Origin of the sequence: Williamwhitmania sp. (assembly GCA_035529935.1) — a bacterium.
Lineage (GTDB): Bacteria > Bacteroidota > Bacteroidia > Bacteroidales > Williamwhitmaniaceae > Williamwhitmania.
Genome location: DATKVT010000030.1, coordinates 1 through 16,845 on the forward strand (window position 1 = coordinate 1; position 16,845 = coordinate 16,845).

The following is a 16,845-nucleotide window of genomic DNA, read 5'->3' on the forward strand; positions in this document are numbered from 1 at the left end:
TGGCTCTTACATCGAGATGTGGTAATTTCTTGTAAGATACTGATATTCAGAGTATTTACCAAATATTTACGTGTTTATTTTACTGGTAATCAGGCATTTGTTTTTTTTGTCATGTACTAAGGAAATACACTTTTAAGTTTGACTATACCGTTAATAGAAAAAGAAATGGATAACCAAACAATTGAAGCAACAGTAATTGAATCCGTAAATAAAGGTGTTGAGATTTATAAAAAAGTCATCGATGATAATTTTTTTTGCTATAAACTTACTTTAGATTGTGCCGACTTAGTGGATATTGAATTAAAATCAACGAATGAGAAGAGGCTCAAACATGATTTACCCGAAAGTCTAAAGATCTCTTTTTTTAGGGCGTTTGATTTATTACATAATTCAATTAATAAAAAGCCTTGTTTGTATTTCTTTGAATTTAAGGAGGGTTTGGCAGATCAAATCCATACTACATATAAAGAATTTTGCTCAAATAATGGTGAAAGAAACAAATCTGGTTTAAAGGGGAAGCCGGATTTAGATACAAATATTTTGTATGTTGGAAAAGTGAAAAAGGATGTTGGAGCAAGACTTTCAACTCATTTTGGTTATGCTAATTCTCAAACGGGTGGGTTACAATTAAAATATTGGGCAAAGCAAATTGGATTGAAACTTGAGGTGAATATTATCGTTTTTGATGTAAATATTGGTGATTATATTAATCCTTTGGAACTTGAATTGACGAAGATACTTAAACCATTAATTGGAAAATCTAAATAGAATGCAATCCCGCTGCACTAGTTTTCTTTGGGTTAGGTGCAAATTGCCCCGTCCTATAAAACAACCACCTCTATATGCTTTTCAATTTGTCTTGGTATCTTCATGCCAGTAAAAGTGGCATAGCACGCAACGCATAAGCAACATGGTATGTTAGAAACCGAACGACTTCTTATAATACCGCTCACCTACGAACAGCTGGTTAAGTATGGGCAAAACGATGGCTCGCTGGAGCAGGAGCTATGCCTGAATATTTCTCCACGAGTAATTTCTGCTGAACTGGCCGAGGCGCTGGAGAAGGCCATACTCCCTCGCGTAGCCGATACCAGCCGAAACTACCTTTACTCCACGCTTTGGAGTGTGATTCTAAAGGAGAAGAACCAGATGGTTGGCGACCTCTGCTTTATGGGCGAACCCAACGATATGGGAGAGGTAGAGATTGGCTATGGCACATACCCTGCCTTTCGAGGCAAAGGCTATATGGCCGAGGCGGTTGGAGGCATGGTTGGCTGTGCCGCGGAGCAGCCCGAGGTGAGGGCGGTGGTGGCCTCCACCAATAAAGATAATCCGGCATCCATGGCCGTGCTGGTGAAAAACGGCTTTGTAAGAACAGGGGAGACAGATTCGCTAATTCACTGGAAAAAAGAACTAGCTAGGTAACCGTTATACAAAAGATACCATCAAATGGCAACATCCATCTACGACGAGGATTTTTTGAGCGCAATAACCTTTGAGCCCTTGAGGCGCGACAATTGGTCGAAGTTTGTTCAGCTCTTTGGGGAGCGGGGCGCTTGCGGCAGCTGCTGGTGCATGTACTACCGTCTCAAAAAAGCCGATTTTGCGGAGGGTAAGGTTGAGGGTGGAAACAAGGCCGCCATGCAAATGCTTGTAATGGAGGATAGACCAACCGGAATGCTCGCCTTTTATGAGGGCGAACCCATTGCCTGGTGCGCGTTTGCTCCCAGAGAGCACTTCATGAAGCTGGAAAAATCACGGGTTCATAAGCGCATCGACAGCAATCCCGTTTGGTCAATACCCTGCTTCTTTGTGGACAAACGGTTCCGCCGGCAGGGTGTTTCGGTGGCCATATTGAAGGGGGTTATTCAGTATGCAAAGGAGCAGGGCATCCGCATTATTGAGGCCTACCCAACCATTCCCACCAAGGAGCGCTTGCCCGATTCGTTTGCCTGGATAGGTCTATATAAGTCGTTTGAGCGTGCGGGCTTTGAGGTTGTCGACCAAACCTCCAATAACCGACCGATGGTGAGATACTATACTGATAAGTAGTGAAGCAGAGCCATGTGCTTTTACCTTTTTTGGCGTTGTCCTAATTTTGTAGAATTACGTTCTGAAAGAACGTGATGTAAAAGCACAGGGTGAAACGAAGTGAAACCCTGTGCTATCGTAATTGGCACCCCTGAAGGGCTGAAGGCCCGAAATGTGCCTAAGCCGTGCCAATGCGTGGCGGATTGGTGGAGTGTTGCTAACCGCTATTCAATTTCCACGGCATTGATTGGTCTAATCCCACCTTTTTGGTTTTGTTACCTCCCCCATCTTTCATACATTTACTTCAAAGGGTTTAGATCGTTATTCGAGGATTTCAAAACAAAACCTTCATTTTTGCATTTATCCCAAATATGCCGGAAATTAGTGATGGTTTTTAGTCAATAAATTGTCCCTAAAAAGTGATGCCATGAGCAAGTTATCCGTGTTTTTACCACATGCCGTATGGTTTATGGTGGTGGCTCTCTATATCCTAACCATTTTGGTTTGGATGATTATTGCCGGGGTAATTGTGGTTAGAATCTTTGTCTGGAAAAAGGGTGCCAATAGCGTTTGGCCCAACTATGTCTGGCGGATGTCGGCACAAACGTGGGAGCGAATTTTGTATGGCTTCATAAGTGGCATTGCGCTTCTTTTTATAACCTTTTTTTTAGTCCCTTGGTTCTTTGGCGGCTACCTGCACGGCAAGCCATCTGCCGATTGGAGAACAAGGGCGAGGCAGGCAAATACGGCCATCATTTTTGGATTTGGATATGGCACCGATGGTGAAGGAAACATGACTCCCAGTGTGGCAAACCAAACTCTGCTCGATTCTGCCCTTGCCCAAACCAACGCTACTTACCTGATTATGCAGGAAGGAGTGTACGTGGCTGCTGAGGAGGCTAAGCAGCATGGAACATTGGGTAACCGGCAGCTAATACGGATACATCTCCACACGGTGGGCAAGGATGTCAACACCCTTCAGGCGGCCAAGTTTGCCGTTTTGCAAATGGAAAAGTTGGGGGTAAAGCAAGCCGTGGTGTATGCCCACGATTTACAGCTTGCCCGAGCAGTATTTGATTTGCAACGCGTAGCAGCCTCCAATCCCAAGTGGCATGATATGAAGTTTATCTTTCCCAAAATTTCAAAAACACCATCGCCATCCGATTCTAATCAGCTGCGAACCCGCTGGAGGGTTGTATACCGAGCAATTGAGCTTTACTATTCTCGAGTTAGAGACGCTTGGAGTAGTTTCTAGCAATTCATAGTTCTAATTTTTATTGCGATGGGTTTATTTGGACCTCCCAACTTCGAAAAGTTGGTTGCTGGCAACAAGTTGTCACGGCTTACACAACTTCTCAATCGCGACGATCTTTTTACGCAGATTAAGGCTGTTGACGCGATTAAAAGAGTGAATAATCCTTTGGTGCTACCTGTACTCTGGAACTTTGTGGAGGGCAATCGTTACCGACCAAGAGAAGCCGCAGAGCAGCTACTGAGGTATGGTTTGGATGCCATACTATGCATTGCATCTAGTGCCACCGATGAGGTTGTTCGACAGAATAGTGCTCGTAAATTTTTGTATTATGGGCAAAGCGTAAAATACTTTCCATCGACCACCGTTTTTGCGCCGGCTAAACCCTACGCCGATTACCTAAGAAATTATTTGCTGGATGATTTTCGGCAAATCTATTTGGGCGATGATATAGATAAGCAGCGGGACTCCATGGCACTGGTGGACATTGTAAAGGAGCATCGGCTAACACCTGTTTTAATTGAAGCACTAAATAGCCCGCTGCACTGGAAGCGTCGGTTTGCCTGCGAGTGCTTGGGCAAATGCGGTGATGAGAGCGCCATAAATGCCTTGGTGGATTACCTAAACCTCTTGTGGGAAATTATTTCATATAAGAAACCTGCAAACGGTGAGTTTACAAGAGATAACTGCGAATACGAGATGGCAGAATGCGTTAGGACTCTAGGAATACTACGGGCAAGCAGCGCGGTTGAGTTGCTTATTCCGCTGCTAAAATATAAGGGTGAGAATATCCAAACTGCCACCATTATTGCCTTAACTGCTATTGGCGATGAGCGTGCCACAGAGTCGATTGCCTCACTCGGGTTTGCCTATGATTCATTTGTTTGGATTGAAAGCCTACGAAAAATTGGTGGGCAGCAAGTTGTGGAACCACTACAAAAACTCACCAACGATTACAATGAGGGGGTAAGAAGGAGAGCAGTTGAGGCATTGCGAGATGTAGATTGTTCCAATCCCATACTGCTGGAGCAAATTGCCAGTCAATTCAATGAAAACTGTTATAGAATATATACCGATATACACTATGCCAATAAGCAGTTTTGGCAGTTTGGGGCAGGCCCTTCCGGCAAATCGCCTTTGCCCACCGCCAGTGAGCTGCATGAGAAGGCGAGACGTTTGATACAGGAGAGTTATCACTTAAGTATTCAGGACGAAAGGGAAATGTTGAAAATTGCAGCCAATCTGCGTAGGGAGAACCCCCAAAAGTATGATTTTATGTCCTAGCGAAAGTTTGGTTTTAATATGGCATTTGGTTGTGTTTATTGCTATTGGCCCACATATGTGGTGCATTAAAAAGCCCAACTTGCTGTTGGGCAAGTTGGCTTTTGAAATATATTAATCTGTTTCCTAAATCGCCTCCGACTCCACAATCGTAACGCCATTGCTTGCCTCACTGGCTACCTTTTTAACAAAATTGGCGAAAGGTGGTATTGCAATACCATTGCTAGCAAGTTGCACAATTAAAGCATACCGTTGCAGCATGGGTGCAACGGCAGCAGAATCAATTGGGGGAGGTGGATTCTTCCCCGGTCTTCTTGAATAGTTTTTCAATGGTAAGGATGAGTTCACTCCGGCTTAACGGCTTGGTAAGATACTCGTTGCAGCCAGCATTAATGGTCTTCTCGCGGTCACCTGTGAGGGCGTAGGCCGTTTGCGCAATAATCATCACCTGCTTGTTGAAGGTTCTGATAATCCGAGTAGCTTCTAGCCCGTCCATGTCGGGCATTTTAATATCCATCAGCACAAGGTTCAAGTTAGAATTTTCGCGGCAGAGCTTCACCGCCTCACGACCGGTCCTTGCAAACAGAAGTTGTGATGCAAAGGGTTCGAGAATGTCGTGCAGATATTGGGCAGAGATTTTGTCGTCCTCAACCACTAGAATGTTGAGCTTTTGCTTAACAGTTGCCGCTTTTAGTGCTGCTGTATCGGTGGTGGATGGAGCGGTATGTTCGGCATTGGTGAGGGGTAGGGTGAAGGAGAAGCGAGTTCCCTTGCCCTCTTCCGATTGCACCTCAATGGTTCCACCCAGCATCTCCACGTACGATTTAGTAATTGCTAGCCCAAGCCCGGCACCCTCATAGGAGCGAGAAAGTGACGTGTCGCCCTGAATAAAACGGTCAAAAACCTTTTTCAACATCTCTGTCGGTATTCCAATGCCCGTATCTTCCACTGAAAACTCAACCTTTTTTGGGCCAATGGACATGTTAATGTGGATGCTTCCTGTTTCGGTGAACTTGATGGCGTTCTTGAGCAGGTTGGTGACGATGGAGAGGAATTTTTGCTTGTCGGTGGCGATCACCAGGTCGGGCAATTGGCTATCATCCTGCACAATAATAGCTATCTTCTTTATATCGGCCTCCGGTTTAAAGAAGGCGGTAAGGTTTGTAACCTCTTCGCTGACGTTCACCTCCGAAACGAATATCTCCATCTGCCGCGATTCAATTTTGGCAATGTCTATCAAATCGTTGATGATGCCGAGCAGTCGCTTACCACTTTGCTCTACTATTTTGATAAACTCCAGCCGCCTTGCTTGCAAAAGAGTTGGGCTTTTCAGCAGCTCGGTAAATCCTAGGATTCCGTTCATGGGTGTTCGTATCTCATGGCTCATGTTGGCCAGAAATGCCGACTTTAGCCGGTCGTTCTCTTCCGCCTTTTGGAGGGCAGAGATCAGATCCTCCTGCATTTTCTTGCTCCCGGTGATATCCTCCTTAACCGCAACGAAGTGAGATATGGTTCCCTGCTCATCCTCTACGGACGATATTATTGCTCTTTCCCAGTATGTGGTGCCATCCTTTCGTTTATTGCAGATTTCTCCGCTCCATACCTTTCCGCTTAGAATTGTTGTCCATAGGTTTTGGTAGAAGGTTATTGGCTGAAGCCCCGATTTAAGTATGCGTGGATTTTTCCCCACTACCTCATCGAACGAGTATCCGGTAACGGTTGAGAACTTTGGGTTAACATATTCAATGTTCCCTGACTGGTCTGTGATCACAATACTCACCGGATTCTGTTCCACCGAACGGCTTAGGAGCCGCAGCTGCCAAATGGCCTTTCGGGCCTCGGTAACGTCGTGAATGATTGAGTAGAGGTATTGATTCTGCTGAAATCCAACCTTGCTGCTAAAAATCTCCACGTCTCTAATTTGACCATCTGCCTTGCGGTGCTTAAGTTCAAAGTAATCCTGGTCTTGGTTGAGCACCATATGCATCCTATCCTCAACCTCACCCTTGATTGATACGTTGATGTCGTAAATGCTCATTTGTTTGAGCGTTTCCAACGGCCAACCGTAGTAATCTGCTGCCGCAGTGCTGGCGTCGACAATCTTTCCGTTTTTCGGTTCTATAAGGAGCTTAACTGCTGAATGGTCTTTGAAAAGACTTTTGAATTTTTGCTCACTCTCACGCAGCTCTTGCTCTGCTTTCATCCGGGCGGTAACGTCGTTGTAGAGGGCCACAATTTCACCCGTGTCGAGTCTGTAAATAGTATTTTCGCGCCAACCCTCAATGCGGTTGTCCTTATATACCGTTGCGTCGACGTGCTCTGTTTTACCCGTTTTCATCACCCTTCTAAAAGTTTCTAGAAATCCAAGGCCTTCGGCTGATGGAAACAATTCGCTGATTCTTTTGCCAACTACCTTATCTCGGTCAATGGAGTCTATCACCTGGGCTACCCGATTGAAGTCGGTAAAAATAAAGTCGTTCCCATTGTCCACGGCCTTGTAGATGGCTATGGCATTGGGGCTGTTATCGAACAAATTTTTCCACCGCTCTTGGCTTTGCAGCAGCTTTTGTTCTGCGCTTTTTCGCTGGGCAATATTGTTGGTAATGGCGAAGAATACATCCTCTCCATCCGTTTTGTGGTATTGCAGGTGTGCTTCCACGGGATAGAGGCTACCATTCTTACGCCTGTGAACCGTTTCATACTCCAACTTTTCAAGGGTTCCGTCCAGCAGGGGCTTCAGCTGTTCGGTAAAGGATTCACGAGTGAACTCAGGCTTGATATCTAGAGCTGTAAGTTCCAGCGCCTCTTCGTAGGAGTATCCAAGATTGAGCAGCGCGCCTTTGTTAAGATACTCGAATTTTAGCGTCTTTGCATTAAAGAAGTAAACCTCATTTAGGCTGTTGTCAATAATTTGTTGCAGCTGAAAATGTTTGTTTTCCAGCTTTTTTCTTGCTGTAATATCCTGAATCACGCCAAATATTACATTTTCTTTTTGATCGTACTCAGCGATGGAGTGAATCTCCTTGATTTCACCAGTGGAAGTTTTAATCTTAAACTCAACATTGTAGGGCACGCCTTCCTTCACCAGCATTCTCATTGCTTCATCTAGCAAGGGGCGGAACGCAGGAAGTGGGTATTGCTGGATTTTCTCTATGGTCAAATTTTCAGCTGATGTGCCATAAATTTTGCAGGCTCCTTCAGATACGTCAACCTTACCATTGGTGAGGTGTATTTCCCAGTTCCCAAGCATTGAGGTAACTTCTGCCCGCCGGAGCCTAGCCTCGCTTTCCCTTACCTTTTTTTCCGAAAGATGCTCCTCCGATTTATCGCGAAATACGAGAACAACACCCTGCATTAGTCCATGCTCATCGCGGATGGGGGATGCGCTATCGGCAATTGGAATTTCTGCTCCGTCTTTGCCGATGAGAATGGTATGATTGGCAAGTCCAACTACAATGTCCTTTTTTATTACCTGCTGAATGGGGTTTTCCACCGGCTTGCGCGACGATTCATTGATTATATTGAATATTTCTTCGATGGGTTTGCCTGCTGCCTCGTCAATGCTATATCCAGTTAACTTCTCGGCAACGGCATTCATACGTTTAACATTTCCAATAACGTCGGTGGTAATTACACCATCGCCAATGCTGTAGAGAACGGTGAAGAACTCCTTGTAGTAACCGGCAAGCGATTTTTCCTTTTGTAGCGATTCAAAGTAGATGTAACGTTTTAGGTAGCTGTAGTACCAGATAAGCCCCAAGGCAGCGATTAACAGAAGTATCAGGGTTAAGGTAAATGTGATTTTGCCCCGCAAGTATAATGGGGCATACAGTTCATCCTTGTTTATTTTGGCAACCAAAAACCACGATGTCCCTTTTATGGGAGCCATATAGGCCATAACGCTTCGACCAAGATAGTTTACACCCTCGTAGAAACCCACATATCCCGACACTGCCTTTGCCGAAACCTCATTGGTTTGGCTTATAGAAACCCTAACGCTCATTGCGCTGCGACCACTATGCTGTAGTTGATTCAGAAATAGAACGCTATCCTTATCTCTTTTTACAAGAACAGTTTCAAATGTTTCAGAAAACGTAGGGCGTTGCTCTATAAGCGGGAATAGTTGGTCGTTAGCGTTTTCTATAAATATTAGCGTGCCAGTAACGCCATTGCTGCTGTTGAGTACCGGTGTAATGTAACCCAGCTGTAAGGTGTTAAGCGCGCTGCATTTATATATGTCGATGAAGATTATCTCTTTTTGTTGCACTGCCTTTTGAACCAATGCCACGGTTTGCGGATCGAGCTTTTTTGTCGCGCTGGAGGCGGAAAGTAATGTGTTGCCCTTGCAATCGGTGAAAACGATGTCGTTGTATGACTCATTCCAGTTGATGAGCATTAATCTTTTAAGTATCTTCTTCTTAAGGTTAAGATTGCTAGGCGTTATTGCCCATTCATTCAGCGCTTTTGAAAAGAATGGGCTATTAGAAAACATTTGGGCATCGGCGAGCTTCTCCTTACGCCACTCCTCAATTTGGTTGATTTTTAAGGTTGCCACCTCCTTAAGCTCGCTGTTCTCCTTGGCGGAGAGCATCTTCTTCTCATAGCTGAAAAATGTCCAAGCCAATCCTGAAATTAGTAGTGAAAGAAGAATCCAAACGAAGGCAATGTTTTTCTTGTTAATCAATACAAAAGGGATATTTCTTGGGATATTCATGGCTGCATTTTTTGAGAGATGATGGGATGAGGGTCTCAAAAATAGCAAATTTGGAAAGCCTTGTGAATGTCTCAGAAAAATTAATTTGACAAAGGTGCGAAACTGTAGACTTCGTATACGCTATGTTTCAGTGGATAAGATGAGAAATGTCACTAAATTCATTATTGACGAAAGGATCGCAATCAATAATGCAGCATTTTGGCCATTTCTACTTTTACAATTGCGTCGAAGCGGAGAGCCTTTTTAACAAGACTCTCTTGTGGATAGTTTTAATGCTCCGCAATTGCCTCCGACTCTACTATGGTAACCCCGTTGCTAGCTTCACGGGCAACTTTCAGCATAACAGCTGCCACATCGGCGGCCTCTATGGCACGGTAGCGCCTCAACTTGCCTTGAAACAGAAATGCAAGCCCCTTGAACAACCATTTGCCAATCTCCTCACCAAGACGAAATTCGTCGCGCTTGCCTAGCAGCATGGAGGGACGCAGGATTACTGTTTTCTCAAACATTTGTGCGATGAGCAGGTTTTCCATCTCCCCTTTGGTGTGGAGGTAAAAGTTGCGCGATGCGGCATTGGCACCCAAGGAAGAGATTACCGCTATGGTTGAAACGCCATTCTTTTTTGCCAGTTCTGCCACTTTTACAGGTAAATCTAAGTCAATACGGCGGAATTCCGGCTTGCTGCCAGCCGCTTTTATGGTTGTCCCGAGACAAATGTAGAGGTCATCGCCTGTTAACTGCACAGCTAGCCTTTCGGGATTACGTAAATCACCTAGGAAAAATTCAACCTTATCGGTTGTGAATTGTGGCTTCGAACGTCCAAAAACCTTTATGTGTGAGTATCTTGAATCCTGCTCCAGTAATGTTAGAAGGTGTGAACCTACCAAGCCGGTAGCTCCAAATACAATGGCTGTTTTCATTTCGGTATTCATGTAGATTTTATTTGTCTTGTGCCTCCCATGCAATTATTCTGCCAAACCGTTGCTATACGGTCATTTTGCTAAAACTTTTTGGTGAAAGTTAATTTAAACAACAGCAATGTGCCATATTATGGAAAATCACAGACTCTAATCATTGCCGTATCCTCGGGCTTATGAGGTGTTTAAAATCAAATCATCAAAAAACAATTAATACCTTTATAGCCCGTAATCGTTTATGAATACAGGTATGCAAAAGAAATTGGTTTTTTTGCTTCTTTTATTAGCCCTGACAGCAGAAGTTACTTTTGGTCAGCGCAACTTTGATAGCGCCACCGGTTGCTACGTTGCTGGTGTTGGTACAGCTCACTCCTCAGCGCTTTACCTGAAGTCCGACTCCTCATTTACCTTTCGTTGGACGAGGGAGGGTGTAACCGGCAACACTTCGGGATCGTGGAAGTTGGTTGGCAAGAGTGTGGAGATATCCAGCTTCAATTTATCTATTCATAATGTGATGGAGGATAGCTATGAGCATCTCGACTGCATAAACATATCCATTTTTGGCAGCGACAACTCTCCTGTGGTTGGAGTTAGGGTGAGCCATAAAACAACAAACGGATGGCAACCCTTTGACGCAGTGACCAACGTGGATGGGGTGGTTCAGCTATCCAGGGCCGATATTGACAACCACGATTCCCTTCGCTTCGATGCTTTTGGTTATGGTTCCATAGCCTTTCCATACACAAGCCCCGACAACTACTTTCGCATCACTCTACCAAATGCAGCCGATACGCTCGTTACCTTTAATCGCGCCACTCTTCGGTTGAGGGGAAAGAGGCTGCTTTTACCTCACAGCGAGGTAGTTGATGGGATTCCTGTAAAATTGAAGAAACGGGAGAACGGTTGTTTTTACTAAGCTAATAACCAAGTTGGTTAGCCTCTACGACTTACCTCTGCTAGCATTTCGCGGTTGAGAATGGTTACCTCCTTTTCGTCGAGGGCAATGAGTCCATCGCGGGCAAAGCTTTTGAGCAGCTTCACGGCGCTCTCGGTGGATATTCCTGCAAAATCGGCAATATCCTTTCGAGAAAGGAGTGGGAAAACCTCCTCGCCGGCAAAGTTTTCGGAGCTAAGATAGAGTAAGGCGTCGGCTAGCTTGCCGGGCATCTGCTTGTAGATAAGGCCTCGGATGGTGTCGTAGAGCTCGGCATCCTGCTCGCAGTAACGCTTGGTGATTTGGAAGGCAAACTCACCGTTTTGCTTCATTAGGTTGGCAATAACCTCCTTCTCGATAAGGTAAACGGAGGTCTCCATTAGCGCCTGTGCCGAAAAGTTGAAGGTGGAGCGGTTGAACACGGTGGAGAGTCCCAAGAAATCGCCCGATTTTAGCAGGCGGATGTTGAAGTTGTGGATGCCATCACCCTCCACGTAGTGCTTCACCAAACCATTGCTGATAAAGAGAACGTAGGAGGCGTAGGCTCCCTGCTTAACCAGCGTTTCGCCCTTTCGAAAAAGCACCTGGGTACGGCTGGTCTTCACCAGCTCCACCTCTCCGGCGGTAAGCTTGGCAAAGCATGGTGCCTTAATGTCGCAGCAAAACTCCTTGTCGGAGTCGGTAATGGTTTTCATAATCGGGTAACAATTGTCGCCCAAAGTTAGGATTTAATTTTTTAGAAGATGAGGAGGAATTATTCGGAAGTTAAACGGGAGTTATTCGGAAGTTAGAAGAAGTTAGAGGAAGGTAGATGAAGTTAAATGAAGTTTTAGCGAAGCGGAGAACTGGCCATTGATGGATTAAAGGATTAAAAGAATTGAACAGAATGTATAGACACACGATCGTGTGTCTCCTTATTTACCAGCCAACGAGTTTCACAATCCGCAGGGACGAAATGTTTTTCGCCCCCGTATATTGCCGTGCATAGAATTATTGAACGGCAACCCCGGAGGGGTTGCATCTTTATAGCCCATGGCTTTAGCCGTGGGTGGTTGATTCCACCAGCGCGAGCGGTGCACGGTAGTTCGATGTAAAAATCTACCTGCGCTGCCTGCACAGCAATCGCAAAAGGGGAATAAGGAAGAAGTTAAACAGGAGTTAGAAGAAGTCAAAAGAAGTTAGAGAAGTCAAAGAATTCAACCGAATGTTGTGATGAAAAATCTTATGCCTTAAGTCCAATACCGGATGTGTTTGGGCGTACCGTAGGGCTCCGTATTACCGGTAAGCGGTTGGTGCTTTTTTTGAAAAAACAGAGGCACCTATCAACCTAAAGTGGAAACCCTGCACCGGCAAAAGGGGGATACTCCTAGTAAGTATGCTTAGCGTAAAGAAATTGGCAATAATTTGCTATGAATTACAGAAAAAGGTTAATTTTGAGATGATGGTTATCAGGCAGATAAACGAGTTGTGTTGCATATAAAACCTTCAATATTGAGAAGTAAACTGATAATTCTAATAATTTTATTAGTTCAAGCCAAATTGACATTTGGCCAGATTACCATAACAGGTAGTGTTTTATACGAGGAAGATTGGAAAGGATTACCAGGGGTGGTGATTAAAGAAATAGGAACTTCAAATGTTGTAGCGGCTGATTTAAATGGTGATTACAAAATTGTTGTCAGTGATACTGCAACATTTTTGGAATTTAGTTATATAGGGTGTTTGACAAGAAAGGTGCCTATAAATGGACAAACTGTGATTAACACTTCATTAAAACCATACATTATTTATGAGGCATGGGATCAAAAAATTAGACTTTATGCACTTTGTGGGGTGATGAATGCACCTTTTGGGGGAAGATTTGACTTTAGTATTCCAATAGTTAGCCCTTGGGCTATTGAATCTCAATTTGCTTATTTGACAGATTTTAAACTTAATAAAAGAATTGATGCGAATTTTAGTTTGTCAGGATATCGAATTCAACTTGGATCATATGCTTGGCTATACGGTTATGTTGATTTTAAATATCGGCAAGTGAGTATTCAAAATAGTATTGATATGGTTTCATATTCCATAGAGAATTATGCAAGGATATATAATTATAATATAATACTTGGGTTGGGTAAAATATTGTATTCTCCTGAAAATACTGATAAAAATTCAGGATATGGAATAATAGCAGGTTACAAAAAGGAGTTTAGTAAATTGGATTATTTAACCTTGACTTACAAGATGGGATTTTACAAAGAAGCATTTGAATATCATTTTCAAATTGATAAACGATTTAAAAGAGTCAAGTCGTTTGTTGCTTATAATAAAATTGGTGATTATCAAGAGATAATGCTTGGCATTGGATTTGAATTAACATATTATTTTAAATATCAAAAAGACGCGCATAAATACACAACACAACAATAAATATTGATCAATTGGCGGATAGTGGTAAATTTGGAAATGAGTACAATTAATGTAATATATAGCGATTTGATAAGTTGTTGGTTTGAAATGCCAAACGCCCCATATTCGTGCTGTTAAAAGAAGTAAGAGAAGCCACAGAACGCTACCGAATATTGGAACCGATTTTTTTTGTGTTTTAAATTTAAAACCGGATGGGTTTGGGCGTACCGTAGGGCTCCGATTCCTCCAACCGGACAGGGTTGGGCGTACCGTAGGGCTCGGTTTTCTTCAACCAGACGGGGTTGGGCGTACCGTAGGGCTCCGATTCCTTCAGCCGGATGGGTTTGGGCGTACCGTAGGGCTCGGTTTCTTTCAACCGGACGGGTTTGGGCGTACCGTAGGGCTCCGTTTTCTTCAACCGGATGGGGTTGGGTGTACCGTAGGAATCCGTATTACTGGTAGGCGGTTGGTGCTTTTTTTGAAAAAACAGAGGCACCTCTCACCCTAAAGCGGAAACCCTGCACCGGCAAAAGGGGGATACTCCTAGTAAGTATACTTAGCGTAAAGAAATTGGCAATAACCTGCTATGAGTTACAGAAAAAGATTAATTTTGGTATAGTGGCAATCAAACCTATACAACCCAAAATGGGTGGATAAGGATGATTTTGTCAGGCCTATAAACGAGTTAGCAGTCACCCTAAAAAATAGACACAGCACATATGAAAAAATCTGACTTGAATAAAGTTGTATTTTACTCAAAAGATGATATGGAAGGCGGACACCAACTCCAAAAAGGAGAGCATATTTTACGGTCTGACATAAAATCAAATTACACAGATATTAACGATATATTTGAACTATACAACATAAAAAAATACATAGATAACGAATTATATTTGATAAGTTGGACTAGCGATGACATAACCAATTTCAAACAAAAAGTAACAGAATTTGGAAAAGTCATAGGACAATTTATGGCTACAATTAATGACAGTAACGTTGTGAATTTATATGAAAGCACTTTGCAAAATTACGTTCATTCGTTTTGGGAGTTGGTCAATAATCAAAGTGCTTTTAAACGAATTTCCAAGCCTGTTTTTAGTAACATTCTTTCAAATGAGCCTCACATAATACACGAGATTTTAACTCACAAAAACCTAGTTGACCATTACGATAAAGAAATTAGACTTTTCTTATTGACATATTCTCAATCTGCTGAAATATTACTTTCGGTTTATGAGGTCAAAGATGATTTTCAAAAAAATCAAAAAATTTTTCCTAAAAGTTTATCCGTTGATGATAAGGAAACGATTCTTTCAAACTATTTAGATTCCAATGATGTGAATTATAATTACATTGGTCCCATCCAAAACGTAAGAAACAGGAATGATTTTAAGGTATCTGATAAAACACGCTTAAAAGCGAAGCGTTTGCATAAAACCGAAACTGAGAAATTCTTCGCAGAAAACAATGGAAAGAAATATGGTGTTTCAGTTAGTTTTTCTGAAAAAACAAGCAAAGTTAAAGACGGTGTTATTGATGAAGATTTCATAATAAACTATACCTATAGCTTAGATTTTATTAAGCAAAACTGTGACCCATACTCGTTATTTCAAAATTTTAAATTTTTATTTGAATACATAGACCTTCAACATAGAATTAATCTTGTAAGCAAGAAAAATAAAATGGGCGTATTTGAAAGAATAATGGGCGTCCATTCCCAGAATGAGTACAGAGGAGGAACAGAATTTAATCTAATGGAGATGACTTCGCATCTTCAAGTAGTAGCCTACAATAAAGTACTTAGCGACTTAGGTATCTTATTGGAAAATGTTTTGCATCAAGTTTTCACTTCATCATTCCAAGAAAAGTTCGAGTTTGCAAGCAATGCAAGTTTCTCAATACCTACAGCTACATCATACTTCGAAAAGGTAAGATTACTAGCTCCTGAGTTTGAGTCAGTATTAAAACAATTCAAACTATTTGTTGAGGACGGAAGTATAGATTTTGAACTTTTACAAATTTCATCTAATCCAACCGCTATAAAAGACATTCCTAGCTTAAACGAAAATAGGTATTTATACTTCAACGAAGAAAATAAAGAAATGGTGGATTGTGTAAATTTGTTCTTCTCTGACCAAACTTTACTTGCTTTCGTTGAACCCTTTAAAGAAAAGCATTATCATACTTTTTTCGATTTACTTGCAAACGAGGAAGTAAAGTATAGCAGTTATGAGTCACATCAAAAACTTCGATTAAACTATTTAATTGACAAAGGGTTTATAAATATTGACAGCAACGATTTTATTCAAATCACAAATCCAGCAAGAGTAATAATACTTAAAGATTTATATCTCAATGAAGTTGCTTCTTTCTATCGTTATTCGTTTGAATTGCGACAAGAAGCCCAACAGATGGAGGTTGAGAAAATTATACACTTTGATAGCACTTTGTTTTCTAAACCAGAACAAGACTATTTTAATTATTTCCTGAACAAAAGTGATTTTACAAATGGCTTGGATTTAAGGAATAGTTATTTGCACGGAACTCAAGCAAAACCGAATGAAATACAAAAGCACAAGTATGCCTATTTTACATACTTAAAATTGCTAATATTGACATTTTTAAAAATAGAAGATGATTTAATAATTTATAACGCGGTTAAAAATAGAAAATAAAAAGGGCGAACTGCTAACACAGTGTATACATCATACGGGTTTCAGGGCAATTTGCAAGTTCAGCGCCCGCTAGCAAGGGCAGTGTCGGGGGATAATGAAGTGGCCACGAACTCCCGCACGCTGCATACACTCAACGTTAAAAAAAGTCAGAGACGTCATAGAATGCAACCGCAAAATGGTGTTTAGTGCGCAACCATTTTCAAATTTTTACATTTTCAAATTCGCACATTGTCCCATTGTCTCATTTTTTAATCTTTTTCCTATTCCACACAAACCTAATTTTGATAGCATCGGCCTTGCACACCTCAGCGCACTTACCGCAAAGGATGCATTCGGAGTTGGTTATTAGGCCACGGTTGTTCTGTATGTAATGCAGCATGGGTATCCTAACGAGGCAATCCTTTTCGCACTTGCCGCACAGCGTGCATTTGCTGGTGTCCACCACCGGAATTAGGCGAGAGTAGTTGGCACCTGCCGAGCAGAGCGCTCCCATGAGGCAGAGATTTTTGCAGGCCCATCTTCGGTCGAGCAGCAGGCCAAAGATTAGGGCCGACATAACGTCTATGGCCCACACCAGTTGGTAGTGTGGTCCAAAATCCAACTTCAGAAACGCTGGGATTACCGCAAAGCCGTGCGTTATT

12 protein-coding genes are annotated in these 16,845 nt (G+C 42.6%); 8 read left to right on the forward strand and 4 right to left on the reverse strand.

Annotated features, from left to right (window positions below):
• The first annotated feature begins 165 nt into the window (after positions 1-165).
• From VMW01_01980 to VMW01_02000, 5 genes are all read left to right on the forward strand, one after another.
• Positions 166-768 (forward strand): hypothetical protein, encoded by a 603-nt coding sequence (locus VMW01_01980; GenBank protein ID HUW05005.1) that lies wholly within the window; start codon positions 166-168, stop codon positions 766-768.
• 147 nt (positions 769-915) lie between these two features.
• Positions 916-1,425 carry a GNAT family N-acetyltransferase gene (locus VMW01_01985; GenBank protein HUW05006.1) on the forward strand — a complete coding sequence of 170 codons (510 nt, stop codon included), beginning with the start codon at positions 916-918 and terminating at the stop codon, positions 1,423-1,425.
• A gap of 24 nt (positions 1,426-1,449) precedes the next feature.
• Positions 1,450-2,052 carry a GNAT family N-acetyltransferase gene (locus tag VMW01_01990; protein ID HUW05007.1) on the forward strand — a complete coding sequence of 201 codons (603 nt, stop codon included), beginning with the start codon at positions 1,450-1,452 and terminating at the stop codon, positions 2,050-2,052.
• A 406-nt stretch (positions 2,053-2,458) separates the two neighbouring features.
• Positions 2,459-3,286, forward strand: coding sequence for a hypothetical protein (locus VMW01_01995; GenBank protein HUW05008.1), 828 nt, complete (start codon positions 2,459-2,461; stop codon positions 3,284-3,286).
• A gap of 27 nt (positions 3,287-3,313) precedes the next feature.
• Positions 3,314-4,567 (forward strand): hypothetical protein, encoded by a 1,254-nt coding sequence (locus tag VMW01_02000; GenBank protein HUW05009.1) that lies wholly within the window; start codon positions 3,314-3,316, stop codon positions 4,565-4,567.
• 277 nt (positions 4,568-4,844) lie between these two features.
• Here the strand turns inward: VMW01_02000 and VMW01_02005 are convergent, their stop codons facing one another.
• Both VMW01_02005 and VMW01_02010 read right to left on the reverse strand, forming a co-directional pair.
• A complete protein-coding gene (locus VMW01_02005) occupies positions 4,845-9,278 on the reverse strand; it encodes a PAS domain S-box protein (GenBank protein HUW05010.1) in 4,434 nt (1,477 codons plus the stop codon).
• Between the two features lie 269 nt (positions 9,279-9,547).
• The gene (locus VMW01_02010) at positions 9,548-10,210 is read right to left on the reverse strand and encodes an NAD(P)H-binding protein (GenBank protein ID HUW05011.1); all 663 of its coding nucleotides are present in this window, start codon (positions 10,208-10,210) and stop codon (positions 9,548-9,550) included.
• Positions 10,211-10,445: 235 nt separating this feature from the next.
• Between VMW01_02010 and VMW01_02015 the strand changes: the two genes are divergently transcribed.
• Positions 10,446-11,111 carry a hypothetical protein gene (locus VMW01_02015; protein HUW05012.1) on the forward strand — a complete coding sequence of 222 codons (666 nt, stop codon included), beginning with the start codon at positions 10,446-10,448 and terminating at the stop codon, positions 11,109-11,111.
• Positions 11,112-11,128: 17 nt separating this feature from the next.
• On the opposite strand, the gene VMW01_02020 is transcribed toward VMW01_02015, so the two are convergent.
• Positions 11,129-11,824, reverse strand: coding sequence for a Crp/Fnr family transcriptional regulator (locus VMW01_02020; protein HUW05013.1), 696 nt, complete (start codon positions 11,822-11,824; stop codon positions 11,129-11,131).
• A gap of 796 nt (positions 11,825-12,620) precedes the next feature.
• Between VMW01_02020 and VMW01_02025 the strand changes: the two genes are divergently transcribed.
• Both VMW01_02025 and VMW01_02030 read left to right on the forward strand, forming a co-directional pair.
• On the forward strand, positions 12,621-13,547 hold the full coding sequence (locus VMW01_02025; protein ID HUW05014.1) for a hypothetical protein: 927 nt from the start codon (positions 12,621-12,623) through the stop codon (positions 13,545-13,547).
• 698 nt (positions 13,548-14,245) lie between these two features.
• Entirely contained in the window at positions 14,246-16,204 is a 1,959-nt protein-coding gene (locus VMW01_02030; protein ID HUW05015.1) for a hypothetical protein, read from the forward strand.
• Positions 16,205-16,445: 241 nt separating this feature from the next.
• On the opposite strand, the gene VMW01_02035 is transcribed toward VMW01_02030, so the two are convergent.
• Positions 16,446-16,845, reverse strand: a 400-nt coding sequence (locus VMW01_02035) for a 4Fe-4S binding protein (protein HUW05016.1), incomplete at its 5' end; no start/stop codon positions are given.

Bases quoted from the DNA above. Each gene is read 5' to 3' on its own strand.
- VMW01_01980 (HUW05005.1), top strand. From the start codon at position 166: ATGGATAACCAAACAATTGAAGCAACAGTAATTGAATCCGTAAATAAA.
- VMW01_01985 (HUW05006.1), top strand. From the start codon at position 916: ATGTTAGAAACCGAACGACTTCTTATAATACCGCTCACCTACGAACAG.
- VMW01_01990 (HUW05007.1), top strand. From the start codon at position 1,450: ATGGCAACATCCATCTACGACGAGGATTTTTTGAGCGCAATAACCTTT.
- VMW01_01995 (HUW05008.1), top strand. From the start codon at position 2,459: ATGAGCAAGTTATCCGTGTTTTTACCACATGCCGTATGGTTTATGGTG.
- VMW01_02000 (HUW05009.1), top strand. From the start codon at position 3,314: ATGGGTTTATTTGGACCTCCCAACTTCGAAAAGTTGGTTGCTGGCAAC.
- VMW01_02005 (HUW05010.1), bottom strand. From the start codon at position 9,278: ATGAATATCCCAAGAAATATCCCTTTTGTATTGATTAACAAGAAAAAC.
- VMW01_02010 (HUW05011.1), bottom strand. From the start codon at position 10,210: ATGAATACCGAAATGAAAACAGCCATTGTATTTGGAGCTACCGGCTTG.
- VMW01_02015 (HUW05012.1), top strand. From the start codon at position 10,446: ATGCAAAAGAAATTGGTTTTTTTGCTTCTTTTATTAGCCCTGACAGCA.
- VMW01_02020 (HUW05013.1), bottom strand. From the start codon at position 11,824: ATGAAAACCATTACCGACTCCGACAAGGAGTTTTGCTGCGACATTAAG.
- VMW01_02030 (HUW05015.1), top strand. From the start codon at position 14,246: ATGAAAAAATCTGACTTGAATAAAGTTGTATTTTACTCAAAAGATGAT.